We start from the raw sequence: 19,950 nt of genomic DNA, 5'->3' as shown, positions 1-19,950 counted from the left end.
CCCCGCCGCGCCCCCGCCCCGCCCCCCCCCCGCGGCGGGCCCCGCCCCCCCCCCCCCCCCCCCCCCCACGGGGCTACGACGGTCCGGGAGAACGGGTTACGGGCCCCGCGGCAGCCTCGAGGAAGTCGTGAGCCGGTCGTAGGCGGAGCCAGCGACGGTATCTCCAGAACGCGGCGAACAGTTGCCGCACAGGAGAACTCGAAGAGGTAGCCGCAATGTCCGCACAGCACAACCGCAAGCTCACGATCGCCCGGATCGCCGGTGGCGCGCTGATCACCGCGGGGCTGCTCACCGCCGCCGCGGGACCCGCCTCGGCCCACCCCGGCCAGTGGGCCGCGATCGCCGTGTCGAACTCGGGCCTGGTCACCGGATGGGCACAGAACTACGACTCCCGGGAGGACGCCGAGGCCGCGGCGATCCGGTCCTGCGACCGGTTCGACTGCCGGCCGTACGCCAGCAAGCTGGACGGCTGCGTGGCCATCAACGATGCCATGGGCCAGGCGCACCTCACGCCGACGCATATCGTCAGCACGGCGTGCGTCAGCTGACGGCGGCGAGCCCGTCCAGGGCAGCCGCCGTCGTCAGCGGCTCTCCCCGATCCGGGGCAGCCCGACGCTGCTACCCGCGCCCGCGGCGGCTCTTCTTGCGAGGCGGGGGCAGCAGGCCCTCGGCGCGCAGGTGGGCGGCGTGCTCGGCCAGGGCCTCGACCAGCGGGCCGACCTGCGCGATCTCGGGCTGCACATCCACGCGCAGGCCGAACTCGATGGCCGTCTCGGCGGTCTTGGGGCCGATGCACGCGACGATGGTGCGCGCGTGCGGCTTGCCCGCGATGCCGACCAGGTTCCGCACCGTCGAGGACGAGGTGAACAGCACCGCGTCGAACCCGCCCGTCTTGATCATCTCGCGGGTCTCCGCCGGCGGCGGCGAGGCGCGCACCGTGCGGTACGCGGTCACGTCGTCGATCTCCCAGCCGCGATCGCGCAGGCCCTCGGCCAGGGTCTCGGTGGCGATGTCCGCACGCGGCAGCAGGACCCGGTTGACCGGGTCGAAAACGTCGTCGTAGGGCGGGAAGTCGGCCAGCAGGCCCTCGGAGGACTGCTCCCCGCTGGGCACCAGCTCCGGGTTGATGCCGAACGAGCGCACCTTCTCGGCCGTGGCCTCGCCCACGCAGGCGATCTTCACGCCGGAGAAAGCCCGTGCGTCCAAACCGAATTCGGCGAACTTCTCCCACACCGCGCGCACCGCGTTGGTGGAGGTGAACACCACCCACTGGTAACGGCCGTCGACCAGGCCCTTGACCGCGCGCTCCATCTGCGCGGGGCTGCGCGGCGGCTCGACCGCGATGGTCGGCACCTCCATCGGGATGGCTCCGTGGGTCACCAGCTTCTCGCTCATCTCGCCGGCCTGCTCCTTGGTGCGCGGCACCAGCACGGTCCAGCCGTACAGCGCGCGCGACTCCCACCAGGACATCTTGGCGCGCTTCTCGACCTCCTTGCCGACCGTGACCACCAGTGGCCCGACCATCTCGGAGGCCGAGGAGTTCAGGGTCGCCAGCGTCGCCTCGATGGTGCGCTGCTGCCGGGTGGTGCCGCGCACGGTCACCGCGACCGGGGTCTGCGGGGCCAGCCCGTGCTCGGTGAGGGCGCTGGCGGTCTCGGCCAGATGGCCCGAGGTCGCGTGCAGCACCAGCGGTCCGGGCGCCGCGGCCACGGAGGCCCAGTCGACCTCGCCGCGGACGTCGACCTCGGTGTGGCTCGAGCCCAGCGCGATGCCCGCGTACGCGGGCACGGTGGACGCGGACGGCAGCCCGGGCAGCACCTCGAAGACCATGTGCGAGCGGGTCACCGCGTTGACCTCCGCGATCACCGAATCGGTGGTCAGCGGGTCACCGGACACCACGCGCACGACATCGTGGCCATTGCGCGCCTCCGCGACGAGGGTCTTGGCCACCTCGGTCGGCTCGCCCAGCGCCGGGCGCACGTCGACAGGCCGCTCGCCGTCGGCATTCGGTTCCACCGCGATGCCGACCAGGGCGAGCACACCCTTGTCCACATCGGGATCGGTGAACGCCAGCGTCGCCCGGCTCAGCACCTCGCGTGCACGGACGGTCAACAGGGCCGGGTCACCGGGGCCGGACCCAACAAAGAGGATCCGACCTGGATGCTTCTTAGCGGCTCGGCTCATTTAATCGTTCTCCAATGGGCTGGGATGGGTGAAGTCTGCGTTCGACGGTTCGCCCGTCTGTTTATCGGCGGTGAGCAGGTCACGAGCCCCCAGCTCCAAGAGCTCACGCGCCAGTGTGCGGCCCAGTTGCTCGGCATCCGCGACCGAACCGACCGCCGAGGCCCGGATGACATCCGAGCCATCGATCGCCGCCGCGCAGGCGCGCAGCGACAGTTCCTCGACCACACGTCCGTCGTCGTCCAGGGATTCGACGACCTCGGCCAGCGCGCCGATCGGTGCGGTGCAGCCCGCCTCGAGTTCGGCCAGCAGCGACCGCTCGGCGCAGATCGCCGCGCGGGTGCCGGAATCGTCCAGGGCGGACAGGATGGTCACGAGATCCGGGTCGTCGGCGCGGCATTCCACCGCGAGCGCGCCCTGTGCCGGTGCGGACAGCATCTGCACCGGTTCGAGCGATTCGGTGATGACGCCGAGCCTGTCGATGCGGGCCAGCCCGGCCCGCGCGACGACCACGGCGTCGAATTCACCCTCGGCGACCTTGCGAAGTCTGGTGTCGATATTGCCGCGCAGCGGCAGGATCTCGAGGCCGAGCCCCAGCGCGCGCAGCTGCGCCGCCCGACGCGCCGCGGACGTGCCGACCCGGGAGCCGGGCGGCAACTCGCCCAGGACCAGGCCGTCGCGCGCGACGAGGGCATCGCGCGGATCCTCGCGCGGCGGGATGGCGGCGATGATGAAGCGCGGATCCGGCGCGGTCGGCAGATCCTTGTACGAGTGCACCGCGATATCGACTGTGCCCGCAGCCAATTCGTTGCGCAGCGCGGCGGTGAAAACACCGACGCCGATCTTCTCGACCGGCTCCATGGACTTGTCGCCGGCGGTCTTCACGACGACGAGCTCGGCATGCTGCCCGGCCGCGATCAGCGCGTCGCGCACGGTGCCGGACTGGGTGAGCGCCAGCAGGCTGCCGCGGGTACCGATGCGCCACGGGGCGTCGAGGGTGCCCCGGCGAATCGTGTTGTGCTCCTGCAACATTGCATCGGCCTCGAAGTAGGTGTCCGTCACGAAACAGCTCCCCGTCCATCACCGGCAGGTCCGGTCAGATCCTCGATCGGAGCGACTTCGGACGGAGTCGTCACCGCCTGTGCCGCACCGGGTTTGAGCTCGAAGAGCTCGCGCAGCGCTTCGGCATAACTGCCGCCGCCCGGCGCGGAGGCCAGCTGCTTGACCCGCACCGTCGGCGCGTGCAGCAGCTTGTCCACGACGCGGCGCACCGTGCGCGCCACCTCGTCGCGCTCGGGATCGGCCAGGCCCGGCAACCGGGATTCGAGCCGCATCAGCTCCGCCTCCACGACGTCCGCCGCGCGCTGGCGCAGCGCCGCGACCGTCGGGGTGACCTCGGCAACCCGTTGTCCGGCAAGATATTTGGTCAGTTCGTCCGCGACGATGGCCCGGGCGGCGGAGGTGTCGTCGGCCGCGGCGCCCGCGGCAGGATCCCGCTGCAGGGTCTCTATGTCGATCACCGTGACGTCGGGCAGCCCGGCGACCGCGGGATCCACATCGCGCGGCAGGCCCAGGTCGCAGATGACCATCCGGTGCCCCTCGCGCGACACGTTCAGCGCGCGATGCGCATCGGCCAGGCTCACCACGGAGCCCACCGCGCCGGTGCTGGTGACGACGATATCGGCGTCGGCGATCGCGCCGACCAGGTCCGAGAGTTCCCGGGCGCTCGCGCTGGCCCCGTGCATGGTCTCGGCGGTGTGCGCCAGCCGCTGCGCGCGCTCCATCGTCCGGTTCACCACGACGATGTGCCCGACGCCGGCGCGCGCCAGATGCGCCACCGAGAGCCCGCCCATCGCGCCCGCGCCGATGACCACCGCGGTGCGGCCGGTCAGCTCGCCCAGCACCTGTCGCGCCCGGTCCAGCGCCACCGACACCACCGAGGCACCCGCCCGGTCGATCCCGGTCTCCGAATGCACCCGCTTGCCCACCCGCAGCGCGTTCTGGGCCAGCTCGTGCAGGGCGCGCCCGGCGGCCTGCTGGGCATCGGAGGCGGCATAGGCGGCACGGATCTGGCTCAGCACCTGCTGCTCGCCGACGACCATCGAATCCAGGCCGCTGGCCACCGCGAACAGATGTTCCGCGGCGGCCTCGCTGTAGCGCACGTAGGCGTGCTTGGTCAGTTCCGGCAGCTGCAGGCCCGAATGCGCGGCGAGCAGATCGCCGATCTCGGCCAGGCCGCCGTGGAAGGCGTCGACCACCGCGTAGACCTCGACGCGGTTACAGGTGGAGACGATCATCGCCTCGGACACGTGCTGGGACTCGAGCATGCGGTCGATCAGCTTGGGCCGGTCGTCCTCGGTGACGGCAACCTTCTCCAGCACCGCGACCGGGGCGCTGCGATGCGAGATGCCGACTAGAAGGATGCTCATTGCGCGACCACCGATCCTGTATCCACCGAAACCACGACCCCCGACGCCTTGTGATGCGCGGGCCCCGCCTTGTGTAGCGCCGCCGAAACCGGGCGGCGCACGTCCGGGCCCTGCGCCTCGACGCTGCGGGCCCGCTCGAACGACAGCATCTGCATCTCGACCGCCAGATCCACGCGCCGGACCTCCACGGCCGGTGGCGCGTCGAGTGCGACGGGAGAGAAGCTCAGAATGCACCGCATCCCGGCGGCGACCAGCTGATCGCAGACCGCCTGGGCGGCCGCGTCCGGAACGGTGATGACCGCGATGGTCGGCACCAGCTCGGCGACCGCGGCGCGCAGCTCGGCAGCATCCCGCACCGCCAGCCCGACGACCGTGTCGCCGACCACCTGCGGATCGGAGTCGAAGATGCCGACCATGGTGAATCCGCGCCGCCGGAAGCCGCCGTATCCGGCGAGCGCGCGACCCAGATTTCCGGCGCCGACCAGGATCACCCGGTGCCCCTGCGAGAGCCCGAGCACGTCCTCGATGCGGGCGTACAGCTTGGCCACGTCGTAGCCGACGCCGCGCACACCGTTGGGGCCCAGGAACGACAGATCCTTGCGTAGCTTCGCGGAACCGACACCCGCCGCGACAGCCAGTTCCTCACTCGATACGATGAGCACACCCTCGTCGGCGAGCACGGCGAGAACGCGGAGATAGGTCGCCAGCCGGGCGACCGTCGCCTGCGGAATGTCCTTGGTCTGGATATCCCGGGACGGGGCGTTCGACCGCAGAGCCCTGCCGGAGACGCCTTCGGGCGTCTCATGGTGCTCTGTCACGTCGTTCGGCTCCTCGTCCGGCCGGGGGTAGGTATCCGGTATCGCTTGTCCGCCGTCTGCGCCGGGTACCAGCGCCTTGGGGCGTTCATAGGGCTTGTGAGTGCTTCCGCTGCCGGAAGCAGGCGGCTTGCGTGCCACCACCGTAACCGCTTGTGAAGCCCTGCACAAAGTCGGTGAATTCAGTCACTCTCACAGGGACCGCGGATGCCATTCAACCCGGAACCGCCTGAGAGTTTCCACACAACGCGCCGAAGAACGTTCGTCCCACGGGTTCTCGATCGCGGCCCCGTTCCCCGGGGCGGCTTTAATGGGGACCATGAGTCAAGGACATGCCGTGACGCTACTCACTCGGGCGGGGTGCGGCCTGTGCACCGTCGCGCTGGAGCAGTTGCGGGTGATCTGCGCGGATTACGGCATCGAGCCGGGCACGGTGGATGTGGACCAGGCCGCGGCCACCGATCCGGGCCTGCGCGCGGAGTACGGCGATCGCCTGCCGGTGGTGCTGCTCGACGGGCGCGAGCACAGCTATTTCGACGTCGACGAGACCCGGCTGCGCCAGGATCTCGGCCGCTGACGGGCCGATCCGGGTCGTCGACGAAACGCACGCATCGTCATACCCCTCGGTTACTGTTGGATTGTTCGCGCGAACGGGCGGAGGTTAGCGGTGCCGGAACGATCGAAAGATGCGAGGACGGGCTTCATCGCGGGCAGATTCGGCGAATTCCCGGCACGGTGGGGTCACGGCCTGTCCGACCAGCTCACTCGCATCACCCGCAGCCCCTTCGGGCCCAGCGAGGAGGAGCTGCGCGCCAACCTCGCGGGTGAGGCCAGCGCCGATGCCGCCCTCGCGCTGCACGATGCCGAATTGGCCGAATCCGATGCCGCACAGGAGGATTCGGATACCCCACCGCATGCTCGCCCGCCCCGCGACCTGACCGCGGCCGCCTTCTTCGACGTCGACAACACGATGGTGCAGGGCGCCTCGATCGTGCATTTCGCCCGCGGCCTGGCCGCGCGCAAATACTTCAAGACCTCGGATCTGATGGATATGGCCTGGAAACAGGTGAAATTCCGGGTCACCGGCAAGGAGAGCAAGGGCGATATAGCCAGCGGCAAGGAGAAGGCGCTGTCCTTCATCGCCGGCCGCTCCACCGCCGAGCTGGCCGAACTGGGCGAGGAGATCTACGACGAGATCATCGCCGACAAGATCTGGCCGGGCACCCGGGCGCTGGCGCAGATGCACCTGGACGCGGGCCAGCAGGTGTGGCTGGTCACCGCCACCCCGGTCGAGCTGGCGCAGGTGATCGCCAAGCGTCTCGGCCTCACCGGCGCGCTGGGCACGGTGGCCGAGAGCGAGGACGGCGTGTTCACCGGCCGCCTGGTCGGCGACGTGCTGCACGGCCTCGGCAAGGCGCACGCGGTCCGCACGCTGGCCATCCGCGAGGGCCTGAACCTCAAGCGCTGCACGGCCTATTCCGACAGCCACAACGACGTGCCGATGCTGTCGCTGACCGGTACGGCCGTGGCCATCAACCCCGATTCGGACCTACGCGAGGTCGCCAAGAACCGCGGCTGGGAGATCCGCGACTTCCGCACCGGCCGCAAGGCCGCCAAGATCGGCGTGCCGACGGCGCTGGCGCTTGGGGCGGCCGGTGGGGCGGCGGCCGCAGTCCTGACTCGCAAGCGTGACTCACACGACTGAACTGACCGTTCCGGCGTGCGTGTGCCGCGAACCCATCTGTGCACCGGCATCCCGGCACAAGCGTGCCGGGATGCCCCGGGCACGCCGCCGGTACGACGTGGACAGCTAGCCAGTGAACGGGTTGCGGCGCTTGGTCAGCAGCTTGTAGAGGGTCTGCTGGATGGTCTCGCGCACCTGATCGGTGATCTCGAACATCATCATCGCGTCCTCGGCGTCCTCGGGCGCGTAGGCGCTGGTCGAGATGGGCTCGCCGAATTCGATGTACCACTTGGACGGCAGCGGGACCGCCCCGAGCGGACCCAGATGCGGGAACAGCGGCGTGACCGGGAAATACGGCAGCCCCAGCAGCCGCGCCAGCGGTCCGAGATTCGCGAGCTTGGGGTAGATCTCCTCCGAGCCGACGATCGAGCACGGAATGATCGGCACCCCGCTCCGGACCGCCGCCGAGACGAAGCCGCCCCGGCCGAACCGCTGCAGCTTGTAGCGCTCGGAATACGGCTTGCCGACTCCCTTGAACCCCTCGGGGAACACCCCGGTCAGCTCGCCCGAGCGCAGCAGCCGTTCGGCATCGGCGGGGCAGGCCAACGTGTGCCCGGCCTTGCGGGCCAGTCCGCCCAGCACCGGCGTCTCGAAGACCAGGTCCGCGGCCAGCAGCCGCACCACCCGCTGCTTGGCGTGCCGATCGTGCACGGCCAGCTGCAGCATCAGCCCGTCCAGCGGCACCACGCCCGCATGGTTGGCCACGATCAGGGCGCCGCCGGCCTCGGGCAGCCGCTCGATGCCGTTGACCTCCACCCGGAACCACAGGTCCGCCAGCGGCCGCAGCATCGGCAGCAGGACCGATTCCAGCAGGTGCTCGTCGAGTCCGAACTCGTCCACCTGATAGTCGCCGGTGATCCGCCGCCGCGCGAATTCGGCGGTGCCGCGGATGCCCTCGGCGAGGGTGTCGCGCACCAGGTCTCCCAGGCCACGCGGCTGCGACGGGACGGCCTCGGCAAGTCGATCGGTCAGCGAGGTGACCTGGCCGAGCGCGGCCCGGCCGGGCCACTGGCGCGGCGCGGGCCGCTGCCGAGTCTCGAAGTCGATCTCGTGTAGCTGGATTACCTTGGCCACGTCATTCATTGGTGTGCTCCCGATCCGGCCCCGACGAGGCCGAGAAGTCGTGTCTCTGCAGCGTCGATCCACCGGGGATCGATGACGGGCCGCAACGCTGCGCCCCCAACGAAGTCGTCGAACGCCTGCACCGTGGTCCAGCGCGGCGAGAATCCGAGTTCCGCACGCATCCGGGTGGTGTCCAGGCCGCAACCGAAATGGAAGTAGTCGATCTGTTCGGAAAGGAATTCTCGCATCACCGGCCCCATGAGGCTGCGGCCGAGGGTGTGGAACACCGCGAACGGAATGGGCGCCTCGACGCGCCCGGCGCGGCGGATAGCCTGCGACAGCGCCAGCGCACCGTCACCCGCGACGTTGAACGTGCCACCGGGCGCACCAAGCGCGGCATGGACCAGCGCGGCGATCGAATCCTCCTCATGCAGCAGTTGCAAACGGGGATCGCGTCCGAGAATAGTCGGCGTCACCGGTGATCGGAAATACTGCACGCCACGCCCGGCCAGCAGAGGCCCGACGATCGGCGGAAATCGGAGAATCGCCGTGGCAATATCCGGGCGACGGCGGGCCAGCCCGCGGACATAACCCTCCATTTCGATCATGTCGCGAGCAAACCAACCGCGCGGTGGTGTGCGCGCGCTCATTTCCTCGGTGAATTTCGCGGGGTCCTTCGGACCGCAGCCGTACACCGCCGAGGACGAGCGCACCACCACGCGCCGCACACTCGGGGATTTCTGACAGACCGCGAGCAGCTGCATCGCGCCGAGCACGTTGAAGTCCTTCATCGCCGCACGCCCGCCGTGGCTCGGCGGCCGCGAAAGCACCGCCGGATGAATGACCGTATCGACCTCGTTGCCGTCGACGACCTTGCGTATCAACGGATTCCGGATATCGGCCCGGACGAATTCGGCGCGGCCCAGGCGCTGGCTCAGCTCCCGGCTGGGCATCCGGGCATCGACCGCGATGATCCGCTCGACGGTGGGATCGGCCGCCAGTGCAGCCGCCACGTTGCCGCCGAAGAACCGGCTCGCGCCGGTGACAAGCACCACCTTGGGCGCGTGACTCACGACGACCTCTCGCTGATTTCGGGCGTCGTCTTACGCCAGGGGTGCCGTGACGATGGTGCGCACGTAAATTCGTTCACAACCCGGATCCCACCTAGCCCCCCGTTTGTTGTCCCGCGTACCAGGGTACTGGGTGCCCCGCGGGGCACCGACGTTATTTACCCAGATCTAACGATGACTTATACCACCCGAAACGAAAAAGCCCGCCACCTGTTGGTGACGGGCTCTCGGCTAACTCGCAGCGGCCCGGTCCGCACGCGTGGCGGCGACGGCACCTGCCGCGCCACGACGAGGACGTGCGCCGCGCCGCGACGGCGGCTTACTTGCCGAGTTTCCTGCGCTGCACCCGCGTGCGACGAAGCAGCTTGCGGTGCTTCTTCTTGGACATCCGCTTACGGCGCTTCTTGATCACAGAACCCATAGGGTTGTTCCTCGCGTTCTCTCTCTGCTCGGCGCGCACGCCGGTTTACGTACGCCTATCGTCTTCGGGTCGCTCGGCAAGCCTGCCACCCGCTGCGCGGCCCCCGCGCTCCCCCGATGCCACGCACACAAGGGCACCGGCAGGCGAACACGACGGTGATTCATCGTACCGGGCCAATAGCGGGCGAACGAAACGGGGACCACGCCCGGCCGCGACCGGCGCATTGGACCACATCGAGGCTTGACACTGCTGTGCGCCGCCGCCCCGATCGGTCACCGGGGACGGCAGGCGCACGACGGGAAACTACCCCGCGTCGAAGTACGACGTTTGCAGATAGTCGTGCACGGCCTTGGCGTGCACGCGGAACGATCTGCCCACGCGTACCGCGGGCAGCTCGCCCGAATGAACCAATCGATACACCGTCATCTTGGATACCCGCATCAGATTCGCTACCTCGGCAACGGTGAGGAACTGTGTGCCTCCACCGATAGCGGGACCCGTACTCGCAGAGCTGTTTCCAGACATCATTGCGTCACCGACCTTCGGCACGTCCGCGCCGCCGGCTTCCCCACCGGCGGAACAGACACGCACGTGCTCCTTGAAGCTTAGCGGGACCAGTGGGATTGCTGCGACGGGTGTGAGAAATCGGATTTGCGGGACAGATAACCGCCCGGTCAGCAATAGGTTGCGTGGCGTTAAATTTTCAGGCGAGTTCCGCCGAACGGTCCTTGGCCGCGTGCAGACCCTCGATGAACGCGGAGCGCACACCGCCACGCTCGAGCACGCGCACCGCGGCCGCGGTGGTACCGGCCGGCGAGGTGACCGCGGCCCGCAGCTCGGCCGCGTCCTGCCCCGAGTCCTCGAGCAGCGCCGCCGAGCCCAGCATCGTCTGAACCACCAGCTGGGTGGCCACGTCGCGGCTCAGCCCGAGCCCGACACCGGCCTCGACCATGGCCTCGACGACCAGGAAGAAATACGCCGGACCCGACCCAGAGACCGCGGTCACCGCGTCCATCTGAGACTCGGCGACCATGACCACCTTGCCGACCGCGTCCAGCATCCGGGCCACCTGCTCGAGCTGCACGGCATTCGCGTGGCGGCCCGGCGCGATCGCGCTCATGCCCTGGCCCACCAGCATCGGCGTGTTCGGCATGACCCGCACCACCGGGAACCCGGCGGGCAGCTTGGCCTCGAGACGGGCCAGCGTGATCCCGGCGGCCAGCGACACCAGCACCCGCTCGCGATCGTCGAGTTCGGCCTTGCTCAGCTCGGTGAGCACCGCATCGACATCGCTGGGCTTCACGGCGATGACCACGAGATCCGAGCCCGCCGCGGCTTCGGCGACGCTGTCGGTGACCCGGATGCCCAGGCGCTCGCGCAGGAATTCCGCGCGCGCGGACATCATCTCGACGGCGACCAGATCCTGGCCGGCCCGCCCGGCTTCGAGCAGCCCGGCGAGCAACGCCTCGCCGATCCGTCCGCCACCGATCACCGCAATCTTCGTCATAGGGTCCAAGGCTAACCGCGGGCGGGAAGCGCGAAACGACCGGTTCAGCGCCGCTGGGGAATCAGAGCGAGCTGACGCGACTGCGCCACGACCGCGCCGGTGGAGTCCAGCACCAACTGGTCCTCGTCGAACATCCGCTCACCAATGGTCTGCGCGGTCGCGATGACCCGCAGCCAGCCGGGAGCGGGGCGGCGGCGCAGATAGGTCGTCAGCTGGACCGTCGGCGCCCAGCCGAAGCTGCCCAGATTCGCCGACACCGGCGGGCTTATATCCCCGGCCATCATCGCGAAGTAGGCGGCGACATCGGGGTCCCGCTCGTCCGCGGCCCGCGGGCGGAGCCACAGGCGCAGCCGCGGCTCGCCCGTCTCACCGTCCAGGAACCGGGCCCAGTCGCGGTCGATGGCCAGCGACGCGCCCTGCGAGACGTGCACCAGGCGGGCCATCGGCGAGTCCGGCGTGTAGAACATGGCATCGGCGGGCGGTTCGGCGGGCATGTCCGGGAACCGGTCGGCGTTGTAGACCGGCGCCGCGTCGTCGAGGTGGCCGAAGGTGAGCGCGGTGTGCACGAGGGTGCGCCCGCCCTGGATCAGGCTGGAGTCGACCAGGCAGATCTGGCGGCCCGTCTTGCGGACGCGCACCTCGTACTCGACCTCCCCGGGATCGGGCGCGCCCAGGAAATCGGTGCTTGCGGCGATGGGCAGCATGTCGGTCAGCTCGGGCGCGACCTCCCGCAACCGGCGGGTGGCGGCCGCGGCGGTGGTGGCAACCATGGTGCCGCCGTGCAGCTTCTTGCCGATGGTCCAGATCGGGGCGATAACGCCCGCGTAGCGGCCGACGGCCGGATCATCGCTGGGCAGTTCGGTCGTCGCGCACACCCGGGAGAAGGGTGCGTCGCCGGAATCCGCGCCGTCGTGTTCCGCGTTCGCCCGCTCCGCATCAATGGCCAGCTCCGTCACCGCGGCTCCTCTTCTGCCGATGCCCCCGATTAGCTCGTACAGCGTATAAGTGTCACCGACTCCACCCGGATTCCCGCACCCGGTGTGACGAAGACACCATCGCCGAGCACGCCGGGATAACGCGGCTCGGGCCCGGATGAGCAGAACCGAGCCGAGGACGGGCCGTCAGCTCCGGCGGGCGCCGGTGGGCTCCGGGGACGACGCCGGTTCCGAATGGTTGAGATGGGTGCGGGCGAAGGTCAGGGCGCGGTGCAGCATCGCGGCGCGATCGGGGGTGGTGCGGGCGTTCTGGGTATTCACCTCGATGACGACGTGACCACGAAAACCGTTGCGCGCCAGGGATGCACAGATCTGCGCGCACGGCTGCGAGCCCTCGCCGGGGATCAGGTGCTCGTCGTGCGCGGCGCCCCGGCCGTCGGCCAGGTGCAGGTGTGCCAGGCCCTGGCCCATCCGGGCGGCCAGGGCGACGGGATCCATCCCGGCCGTCGCGGTGTGCGACAGATCGAGGGTGTAATGCCGGAATCCGGTATCGGTCGGATCGTAGGACGGACTGAACGCCGTCACCGCCAGGCCCGGGCCGCCGCGCCGCTCCAAGCGTCGCGCCGCGCCCCCGCCGCGGCCGAACAGGGTGTCCGCGCGCATCGGGAACATGTTCTCCACCGCCACCACCACCGAGCTGCTCGCCTCCAGCTCGGCGACCTGCGTGGGGAAACCCTCGGCGTAGCGGCGCTGCCAGCGGAACGGCGGATGCACGACCACCGTCTCGGCATCCAGGGCCTCCGCGGTGCGCACGCTGCGCTCGAGTTTGGCGGCCGGGTCCGCGCCCCACACCCGCTGCGAGATGAGCAGGCACGGCGCGTGCACGGCGAGCACCGGCATGCCGTAGCGCCGCGCATAGGTCTGCACGGTCGCGATGCTCTGACTGGCCGGCTCGGCCCAGACCATCAATTCCACACCGTCGTAACCGGTTTCGGCCGCATAGCGGAACGCCGCCTCGGTATTCTCCGGATAGACCGAGGCCGTGGACAAACCGACCCGGATCTCGCGCCCCGCCTTGCCGATCTTCCCCACGTGTTCCCTCCCGGCTCAGTTGGTGCTGAGTAGGAAGGCCAGCGGTCCGAGCGTCACGAAGATGCCGACGACGACGGCGATCACGGTGCTGTACAGATCGTCGGTCCGTCGCAGCACGCGCACCAGAGCCACCAGGCCCAGGATCACCACCACCGCCAGCGCCAGCGCGACGAACGGCAGCACGTCCCACATCTTCTCGAAGCCCTTGAACAGCAGCATCCCGGCCACCGCGGCGCCGACGACCTGGCCGCCCAGGACCAGCCACTGCCGCTTGCCCGTGGCGTCCGAACCGCCGCCGAAGCTGAGCCACTGCGGCCGATCGCCGCCGCTGAGCAGGGCCTTGCTGCGGGCGCCGAGCGCGGAGCTGCGCGCCGGGCGCGAGCGTGCGCGGCGGGACGGGCGTTCGTCCTCGTAGTCGTCCTCGTCGTCCTCGTCGTCGAATTCGAGGAGGTCGTCCTCGTCGTAGTCGAGATCGTCGTCCTCGTCGGGCCGGACCGTCGGATAGATCTCGGTGGCACCGTGCACGTCGACGGCCAGCAGATCGGCCACCGGGCGGTTGTCGCGTCGATCGGCGCGGTTCGAGGGGCGGCCCGGGCCGCGGCGGCCGTCGCGCTCGGCCTCGTCGCGCAGCATATCTCCGGCGAGCGTGGGCCCCGACAGCAGTTGCTGATCGCGACTGGCCAGCGACCATGCGACCGTGACGCCGGGCTCGGCGCCGTTGCGGTCGGGCGGGGCCCCGTTGCGATCCGGCGGCGGGAAGTCCTGTTGCGGCGGGAAGTCCGGCCCGGGTCTGCGGCGCGCCGACCAGGCGGGTAGGCCCTGCGGGGGCGGGCCGTCGGCGCCGTTGCGCCGCGGGGGCATCGCCGGTTCGCCGCGCGCGGGAGGCTCGGGGGCTCGGTCGCGGCGCGGCGGTGCCATCGGATCCGGCGCGGGTCCGTTCGGCGACCAGGCCGTCGTGGCCAGGGCGGACGGATCGGCCGGGAACGCCCCGCCGAACGGACGGACCTCGGTGCTCTCGTCCTCGGCCTCGGGCCGGCGCCGACGGCCACCGGGCGCCGGCGCGGCCGATTCCGGCGGCGCGAACGAATCGTCCGAATCGTCCCGTCCAGCAAGCGATTCCGCTAGCTCGCGACGCGCCCGGCGACCGCCGGTGGTGGGCTGCACCCCGTTCGGGCTGGCGAACGGGTCGCCGCGGCCGAGATCGGGACCGCCCGGCGGAGCCCAGCCGTTCCGCTCGGGCTCCGGCGCCTCCGCCGGATACGGCTGCCCATAGTTCTGCGCTCCGTAATCGGGCGGCTGATAGTCGAACGACGGTGCGTCCGAGATGGATTGCGAACTCGGCGCCAGCGGGTTGTAGAAGGCGATCGGACCGGACAGCGGCGAATGATCGGGCTCCGCCGCATAATCGGACGGCGCCGCATACCCGAACCCACCGTCCGGATCGTGCGCGGCAGGTTCGTCGTGATCGGGCGCCGCGTGCGCGGACCCACCGCCCGCGCGAACCTGCGGCAGATCGCCGGTCAGGTCGTTGACCGCGATGCCGCGCCCGCTGCGCCGCCGCCGGCCGCCGCCGGACGCGGGCGCGCCCTGACCGTTGCGGGCCAGCAGCTCGGCGACCGAGAGCTGAGTCGAATCTTCACTCATTGCGAAACCGTTTCCGTCGGGCCCGGCACACCCTCGAGCCGGCCGTTCCCGGTCGAGGAGTCGCTGTCCAGGTCGGTATCAAGTTTGCGCAGGATCAGTCCCTCCCGCAGCGCCCAGGGGCAAATCTCGAGAGTGTCCAGCGATAACGCCCGCATGCTCGCCTCCGCGACCAGTGCGCCGGCCACCAGCTGCTGGGACCGGTCGGAGCTCACGCCCTCCAATTCTGCCCGGTCGGCGGCCGTCATTCGGGAGATGAACGCAATCAGCTGCCGCAGACCGGAACTGGTGAGAATACGCCGTTCCCGCGGCCCCGCCGCGGAGGGGGCGGCGCCGGTGAGACGGGCCAGCGAGCGGAAGGTCTTGGAGGTGCCCACCGCCAGATCCGGGCGGCCCGGCTCGAGCAGCTTCTTGGCCGCCTGCACCATTTCGGCATCGAGCCAGTCGCGCAGCACGGCCACCCGGCGCTTGCCCGGCGGATCCTCGCGCAACCACTCCCGCGTCAACCGGCCTGCGCCCAGCTGCAGTGAGATCGCTACATCGGGCGCCTCGTCGGCCCCGTTGCTGAGCTCGAGCGAGCCGCCGCCGATGTCGAGATTGAGGATGCGCCCGGCGCTCCAGCCGTACCAGCGGCGCACCGCCAGGAAGGTCAGTCGCGCCTCGTCGACCCCCGACAGCACCCGCAGCTCGACGCCCGTCTCGCGGCGCACCTGCGCCAGCACCGACTCGGAATTGGTGGCCTCGCGCACCGCCGAGGTGGCAAACGGCATCAGCTGCACACAGCCGGAAGTCTTTGCGATGCTGGCGAATTCGGCGACATTGGCGATGAGCCGGGAGGCGCCGTCGGAGGTGATGCGCCCCTCGGAATCCATGTTCTCCGACAGCCGCAGCGTCGCTTTGGTCGAGCTCATCGGCATCGGGTGTCCACCGCGATGCGCGTCCACCACGAGCAGGTGGACGGTATTACTTCCCACATCGAGCACACCGAGCCGCACATGAACACGGTACTGGGTGGGACAGTGGCGCGTTGGAATAGTTCCGACTCGGGCGGCCGCGGCGGCGGCACGAGCAATAGACTTGGGGTTTGTGACGGCAGGAGCTTCCGCATCGGCCCCGACGGGGCTGCGACCAGCGGCGAAGATCAATCCCACTCCCGAGGTCGACCTCGACTTCCCTCGCGAGTGGATCGAATTCGTCGATCCGGCGAACGACGAGCACACGATCGCCGCCGACCTGACCTGGCTGCTGTCCCGCTGGACCTGCGTCTTCGGCACCCCCGCCTGTCAGGGCATCATCGAGGGCCGCCCCGACGACGGCTGCTGCTCGCACGGCGCCTTCCTCTGCGACGACGACGATCGCAAGAAGCTGCAGAAGGCTGTGAAAATGCTCACACCCCAGGACTGGCAGCTGATGGGCGAGGCCACCGACGCCGAGGGCAAGGTGCGCAAGAATTTGTATCTCGAGGAAGACGAGCTCGACGACGAGCCCGCCCTGCGCACCCGGCGCTACGACGGCGCCTGCATCTTCCTCAACCGTCCCGGATTCGAGGGTGGCATCGGCTGCGCGCTGCATTCGATGGCGCTGCGCAAGGGCCTGGAGCCGCTCACCGTGAAGCCCGAGGTGTGCTGGCAGCTGCCGATCCGCCGCACCCAGGACTGGGTGGACCGGCCCGACGGCGTGCAGATCCTGCGGACCACGATCACCGAATACGACCGTCGCGGCTGGGGGCCCGGCGGCGAGGACCTGAAGTGGTACTGCAGCGGTTCACCGGACGCGCACGTCGGCACGCGGCCGGTGTGGCAGTCCTATGCCCCCGAACTGATCGAGCTGATCGGCCAACCGGCCTACGACGAGCTGGCCCGGCACTGCAAGCGGCGCGAGGGGCTCGGGCTGATCGCGGTGCATCCGGCGACGGTCGTCGCGGAGAGCAAGGCCAGCGCGCCGGACGCCTGAGGTTTGCGGGCCGCCCGCACCGTCAGGTCACCCGCTCGCCATGCGCACTTCATCTACCGCTGTTATACAAAACCGCCATGATGAGGAAAACATTCATTACAACAGCCCTGATCGCCGCCGCTGCCGCGCTGGCGGTGGCCCCGTCCGCCCAGGCCGACGACTACAAGGACTACAACGACGCGACCGCCGACTTCGTCCTGTACAACACCCCCGCCGCGGCCACCGCCCAGGCCAACCACAAGCAGGTGCTCGCGAGCATCTACGGCCTCGACCACCCCGTCTACTGCAAGGGCACGTTCCCCGCGGGTCCGTTCGCCGACTGCATGCAGCACGACGACTTCGGCTGGTTCCACCTCTCGCCTACCCAGCTGCCGCAGCTCGGCACCGTCTGGACGCACCTCACCTAACCGCCTCCCCGCGACTTCAGCGTGTCGTTGCTTGCCGGGAGATTTGCTCGTCGGGCCGGCGGTTGACGGCCCGCGCACGGTGGGCCCGTACCCGGTGAGTTACCCATGTGCTCACGAGATCAGTTGTCACGGTCCGCATGAAAAACCTACCCGCAGTACGCAATCACCCGCCGTTCCGAGTGGTCTCGGTACGGCGGGTGATGTGCTTCTGGGGTCCTATGCCTCGAGCTTGTAGCCCAGGCCGCGCACCGTCACAAGATGTTCCGGCTTGGCCGGATCCATCTCGATCTTCGAGCGCAGCCGCTTGACGTGCACGTCAAGGGTTTTGGTGTCGCCGACGTAGTCCGCGCCCCACACCCTGTCGATGAGCTGGCCGCGGGTCAGCACCCGGCCCGAATTGCGGAGCAGGTACTCCAGCAGATCGAATTCCTTGAGCGGCAAGGTCACCGCCTTGCCGTTGACCTGCACGGTGTGGCGGTCCACGTCCATGCGCACCGGACCGGCCTCGAGAACCGCGTTCTCGCCCGAGCCGTCCATTTCCTCGCCCGCCCCGCGGCGCAGCACCGCACGGATGCGCGCGATCAGCTCCCGGGACGAGTACGGCTTGGTGACATAGTCGTCGGCGCCGAGCTCGAGCCCGACCACCTTATCGATTTCGCTGTCGCGAGCGGTGACCATGATCACCGGAACGCTGCTGCGGATGCGCAGCTGCTTGCAGACGTCGGTGCCGCTCATTCCGGGCAGCATGAGGTCCAGCAGCACGATGTCCGCGCCGGAGCGGTCGAACTCGGCCAGGGCGGAGGGTCCGTCGCCCACGACGGTGACCTCGAATCCCTCCTTGCGCAGCAGAAAGGCGAGCGGATCGGCCAGCGACTCCTCGTCCTCGACGATCAGCACACTCGTCATCGGGTTGCCTCCACACCGTTGGGTCTGGCCCGCCCCGTCGTGGGGCGCGGGCCGGTTTCCTTCTTGCCCACCGGAGTTCCGGGGGGTGTTTTCTTGTCCACCGCGGCGCTCGGGACGGCGCCGGCGGCGTTCTGGTCCTCAGCCTCCACGGCGGGAATGCGCAGCGTGAACGTCGAACCCGTGCCCAGTTTGCTCCACAGGGTGATCTCTCCGTTGTGGTTTGCGGCGACATGCTTGACGATAGCCAGTCCGAGCCCGGTACCGCCGGTGGCGCGCGAACGGGCCTTGTCGGCGCGGAAAAAGCGCTCGAATACCCGTTCCTGATCCTCCTTGGCGATGCCGATGCCGCGGTCGGTCACAGCGATATTGACATAGCCGTTGCGCACCGAGCGACTCAGCGACACGTGCGAGCCGCGCGGGGAGTAGTTGATGGCGTTCTCCACCAGATTCGACAGCGCCGTCACCAGCAGGGTTTCGTCGCCCAGTATTTCCAGGCCACTGTTGGTGTCGGTGCTCACCGTGATGCCTGCGGCCTCGGCGGCGGTGCGCGAGCGCTCGATCGCCGCGTGGACCACGACGTCGACCTCGACGGCGTCGAGCTGCGGCAACTTCTCCGCGCCCTGCAGCCGCGACAGCGCGATCAGCTCGGTCACCATCTTGCCCATGCGCCCAGACTCGGCCAGCAGCCGATTTCCGAAATGTCGCACAGAATCCGGATCGTCGGCCGATTCCAGCATCGCCTCGGCGAGCAGGCTCATCGCGCCGACGGGAGTTTTGAGCTCGTGGCTGACATTCGCGACGAAATCGCGGCGGGTGGCCTCCATGCGCGCGGTTTCCGAGTCGTCGTCGGCGAACAGCACCACGAAATTGGAATCCCCGCGCGACAGCGGGCGCGCCACCCCGCGCACCGCGATGCGGCCGCGCCCGGGCACCGGATTCTTCAGCGTCAAATCGAAATCGACGTCCTCGCCGCTGGCGATGACCTTCTCCACCGCGGCCCAGGCCCGCTCGTCGAGCAGCCGGTTGCGCACCACGCCCAATTCCTCGGCGCGCGGATTGACCAGCACCACGTCGCGGTATTCGTCGACGACCGCGATTCCGCTCTCGGACGTGAGCACGATCAGGTCGAGCACCTGGGACATCGTCAGGCCGTTCTCGGCCTCGCGCCGCTGCGCCTGGCGGGCGTTCATGTACGGGATGAGCAGGCCGCCCACCGCCAGTCCGACCACGGCCGCGAGAACCGCCAGCAAAACGACCTGTGGAGCACTCACGCCGATACCTCGCTAGCGCTCGGCATCACCGTGCGTGCACCACGCAGTGCCGATGGCTCGTTCCGCTGCGCTCCACTCACACCGATACCTCGCTAGCGCTCGGCATCGACGTGCGTGCACCACGCAGTGCTGATGGTTCGTTCCGCTGCGCTCCACTCACACCGATACCTCGCTAGCGCTCGGCATCGTCGTGGACGCCGCCTCGCCGATGCCCTGCAACGTCGTGCGCGTGGCGCGCGGCACCGATGGTTCGTTCCGCTGCGCTCCACTCACAGATGAATCGTACGATCGCGCAGGACCCGCGCGAGCAGCGGACGGCGAAGTTTCACGCAGGTCGCAGGACATTATGGCGGCGTTAGCCCGGCGTTTACACAAAGTTCTACCGGCCTGGCCGCGGCGCCGAGCCGAGCTAGTGCCGAACGATCAAGACGATCGCGCGAGGACATTTCGTTGTGGCACCGCGGATCTGGAGAATGCGCGAAACCCGCGTGAACTACTGGCCATCACGCCCGATTG

At 69.5% G+C, this 19,950-nt stretch carries 20 protein-coding genes; 5 read left to right on the top strand and 15 right to left on the bottom strand.

Features of this window, described 5'->3' with window-relative positions; translation table 11 throughout:
- The first annotated feature begins 215 nt into the window (after positions 1-215).
- Positions 216-548: a DUF4189 domain-containing protein gene (locus tag KO481_RS04630; RefSeq protein ID WP_215915609.1), complete on the top strand. Its 333-nt coding sequence runs from the start codon at positions 216-218 to the stop codon at positions 546-548.
- A gap of 70 nt (positions 549-618) precedes the next feature.
- Here the strand turns inward: KO481_RS04630 and KO481_RS04625 are convergent, their stop codons facing one another.
- Genes KO481_RS04625 through KO481_RS04610 form a run of 4 tightly spaced genes read right to left on the bottom strand, consistent with a single transcriptional unit; the run spans position 619 to position 5,428 of the window.
- Positions 619-2,184 (bottom strand): bifunctional uroporphyrinogen-III C-methyltransferase/uroporphyrinogen-III synthase, encoded by a 1,566-nt coding sequence (locus tag KO481_RS04625; protein ID WP_215915608.1) that lies wholly within the window; start codon positions 2,182-2,184, stop codon positions 619-621.
- Positions 2,185-3,213, bottom strand: a complete 1,029-nt coding sequence (gene hemC / locus KO481_RS04620; RefSeq protein WP_215915959.1) for a hydroxymethylbilane synthase — start codon at positions 3,211-3,213, stop codon at positions 2,185-2,187.
- 26 nt (positions 3,214-3,239) lie between these two features.
- On the bottom strand, positions 3,240-4,610 hold the full coding sequence (locus KO481_RS04615; RefSeq protein ID WP_215915607.1) for a glutamyl-tRNA reductase: 1,371 nt from the start codon (positions 4,608-4,610) through the stop codon (positions 3,240-3,242).
- Positions 4,607-5,428, bottom strand: a complete 822-nt coding sequence (locus KO481_RS04610; protein ID WP_215915606.1) for a redox-sensing transcriptional repressor Rex — start codon at positions 5,426-5,428, stop codon at positions 4,607-4,609. Before KO481_RS04610 ends, KO481_RS04615 begins: the two co-directional genes overlap by 4 nt.
- A gap of 316 nt (positions 5,429-5,744) precedes the next feature.
- Between KO481_RS04610 and KO481_RS04605 the strand changes: the two genes are divergently transcribed.
- Both KO481_RS04605 and KO481_RS04600 read left to right on the top strand, forming a co-directional pair.
- Complete coding sequence (locus tag KO481_RS04605; RefSeq protein ID WP_215915605.1) at positions 5,745-6,002, top strand: glutaredoxin family protein; 258 nt, start codon at positions 5,745-5,747, stop codon at positions 6,000-6,002.
- A gap of 90 nt (positions 6,003-6,092) precedes the next feature.
- Positions 6,093-7,130: an HAD family hydrolase gene (locus tag KO481_RS04600; RefSeq protein WP_215915604.1), complete on the top strand. Its 1,038-nt coding sequence runs from the start codon at positions 6,093-6,095 to the stop codon at positions 7,128-7,130.
- Positions 7,131-7,235: 105 nt separating this feature from the next.
- Here KO481_RS04600 and KO481_RS04595 read toward each other — a convergent pair whose 3' ends face one another.
- From KO481_RS04595 to KO481_RS04555, 9 genes are all read right to left on the bottom strand, one after another.
- Complete coding sequence (locus KO481_RS04595; RefSeq protein ID WP_215915603.1) at positions 7,236-8,252, bottom strand: lysophospholipid acyltransferase family protein; 1,017 nt, start codon at positions 8,250-8,252, stop codon at positions 7,236-7,238.
- Positions 8,249-9,304 (bottom strand): NAD-dependent epimerase/dehydratase family protein, encoded by a 1,056-nt coding sequence (locus tag KO481_RS04590; protein WP_308166311.1) that lies wholly within the window; start codon positions 9,302-9,304, stop codon positions 8,249-8,251. The genes KO481_RS04595 and KO481_RS04590 overlap by 4 nt, the downstream gene beginning before the upstream one ends.
- A gap of 316 nt (positions 9,305-9,620) precedes the next feature.
- Complete coding sequence (locus KO481_RS04585) at positions 9,621-9,722, bottom strand: 30S ribosomal protein bS22 (protein WP_003402602.1); 102 nt, start codon at positions 9,720-9,722, stop codon at positions 9,621-9,623.
- Between the two features lie 303 nt (positions 9,723-10,025).
- Positions 10,026-10,250, bottom strand: a complete 225-nt coding sequence (locus tag KO481_RS04580; RefSeq protein WP_024801963.1) for a helix-turn-helix domain-containing protein — start codon at positions 10,248-10,250, stop codon at positions 10,026-10,028.
- A gap of 175 nt (positions 10,251-10,425) precedes the next feature.
- On the bottom strand, positions 10,426-11,229 hold the full coding sequence (proC, locus tag KO481_RS04575; RefSeq protein WP_215915602.1) for a pyrroline-5-carboxylate reductase: 804 nt from the start codon (positions 11,227-11,229) through the stop codon (positions 10,426-10,428).
- Positions 11,230-11,273: 44 nt separating this feature from the next.
- The gene (locus tag KO481_RS04570) at positions 11,274-12,104 is read right to left on the bottom strand and encodes a thioesterase family protein (protein ID WP_372451919.1); all 831 of its coding nucleotides are present in this window, start codon (positions 12,102-12,104) and stop codon (positions 11,274-11,276) included.
- 246 nt (positions 12,105-12,350) lie between these two features.
- Positions 12,351-13,256, bottom strand: coding sequence for a sugar phosphate isomerase/epimerase family protein (locus KO481_RS04565; RefSeq protein WP_372451903.1), 906 nt, complete (start codon positions 13,254-13,256; stop codon positions 12,351-12,353).
- Positions 13,257-13,271: 15 nt separating this feature from the next.
- A complete protein-coding gene (locus KO481_RS04560) occupies positions 13,272-14,900 on the bottom strand; it encodes an Rv0497 family membrane protein (RefSeq protein WP_215915600.1) in 1,629 nt (542 codons plus the stop codon).
- The gene (locus tag KO481_RS04555) at positions 14,897-15,892 is read right to left on the bottom strand and encodes a Ppx/GppA family phosphatase (protein WP_215915599.1); all 996 of its coding nucleotides are present in this window, start codon (positions 15,890-15,892) and stop codon (positions 14,897-14,899) included. The genes KO481_RS04560 and KO481_RS04555 overlap by 4 nt, the downstream gene beginning before the upstream one ends.
- Positions 15,893-15,983: 91 nt before the next feature.
- Between KO481_RS04555 and KO481_RS04550 the strand changes: the two genes are divergently transcribed.
- Together KO481_RS04550 and KO481_RS04545 are read left to right on the top strand one after the other, a co-directional pair.
- Complete coding sequence (locus KO481_RS04550) at positions 15,984-16,850, top strand: DUF3109 family protein (protein WP_372451902.1); 867 nt, start codon at positions 15,984-15,986, stop codon at positions 16,848-16,850.
- 77 nt (positions 16,851-16,927) lie between these two features.
- Positions 16,928-17,257 (top strand): hypothetical protein, encoded by a 330-nt coding sequence (locus KO481_RS04545; protein WP_215915598.1) that lies wholly within the window; start codon positions 16,928-16,930, stop codon positions 17,255-17,257.
- Positions 17,258-17,473: 216 nt separating this feature from the next.
- Here the strand turns inward: KO481_RS04545 and KO481_RS04540 are convergent, their stop codons facing one another.
- Positions 17,474-18,163 carry a winged helix-turn-helix domain-containing protein gene (locus KO481_RS04540; RefSeq protein WP_215915597.1) on the bottom strand — a complete coding sequence of 230 codons (690 nt, stop codon included), beginning with the start codon at positions 18,161-18,163 and terminating at the stop codon, positions 17,474-17,476.
- Entirely contained in the window at positions 18,160-19,434 is a 1,275-nt protein-coding gene (locus tag KO481_RS04535) for a sensor histidine kinase (RefSeq protein ID WP_215915596.1), read from the bottom strand. The genes KO481_RS04540 and KO481_RS04535 overlap by 4 nt, the downstream gene beginning before the upstream one ends.
- Between the last annotated feature and the right edge of the window lie 516 nt (positions 19,435-19,950).

This window comes from Nocardia albiluteola, assembly GCF_018860155.1.
GTDB lineage: Bacteria > Actinomycetota > Actinomycetes > Mycobacteriales > Mycobacteriaceae > Nocardia > Nocardia albiluteola.
The sequence above is the reverse complement of the archived record's forward strand: the minus strand, read 5'-3'. Positions and strand labels throughout refer to the sequence as shown.

Coding starts and splice junctions, on each gene's coding strand:
- KO481_RS04615 (WP_215915607.1), bottom strand. CDS start 4,610: ATGAGCATCCTTCTAGTCGGCATCTCGCATCGCAGCGCCCCGGTCGCG.
- KO481_RS04585 (WP_003402602.1), bottom strand. CDS start 9,722: ATGGGTTCTGTGATCAAGAAGCGCCGTAAGCGGATGTCCAAGAAGAAG.
- KO481_RS04605 (WP_215915605.1), top strand. CDS start 5,745: ATGAGTCAAGGACATGCCGTGACGCTACTCACTCGGGCGGGGTGCGGC.
- proC (WP_215915602.1), bottom strand. CDS start 11,229: ATGACGAAGATTGCGGTGATCGGTGGCGGACGGATCGGCGAGGCGTTG.
- KO481_RS04545 (WP_215915598.1), top strand. CDS start 16,928: ATGATGAGGAAAACATTCATTACAACAGCCCTGATCGCCGCCGCTGCC.
- KO481_RS04540 (WP_215915597.1), bottom strand. CDS start 18,163: ATGACGAGTGTGCTGATCGTCGAGGACGAGGAGTCGCTGGCCGATCCG.
- hemC (WP_215915959.1), bottom strand. CDS start 3,213: ATGTTGCAGGAGCACAACACGATTCGCCGGGGCACCCTCGACGCCCCG.
- KO481_RS04560 (WP_215915600.1), bottom strand. CDS start 14,900: ATGAGTGAAGATTCGACTCAGCTCTCGGTCGCCGAGCTGCTGGCCCGC.
- KO481_RS04625 (WP_215915608.1), bottom strand. CDS start 2,184: ATGAGCCGAGCCGCTAAGAAGCATCCAGGTCGGATCCTCTTTGTTGGG.
- KO481_RS04580 (WP_024801963.1), bottom strand. CDS start 10,250: ATGATGTCTGGAAACAGCTCTGCGAGTACGGGTCCCGCTATCGGTGGA.
- KO481_RS04595 (WP_215915603.1), bottom strand. CDS start 8,252: ATGAATGACGTGGCCAAGGTAATCCAGCTACACGAGATCGACTTCGAG.
- KO481_RS04630 (WP_215915609.1), top strand. CDS start 216: ATGTCCGCACAGCACAACCGCAAGCTCACGATCGCCCGGATCGCCGGT.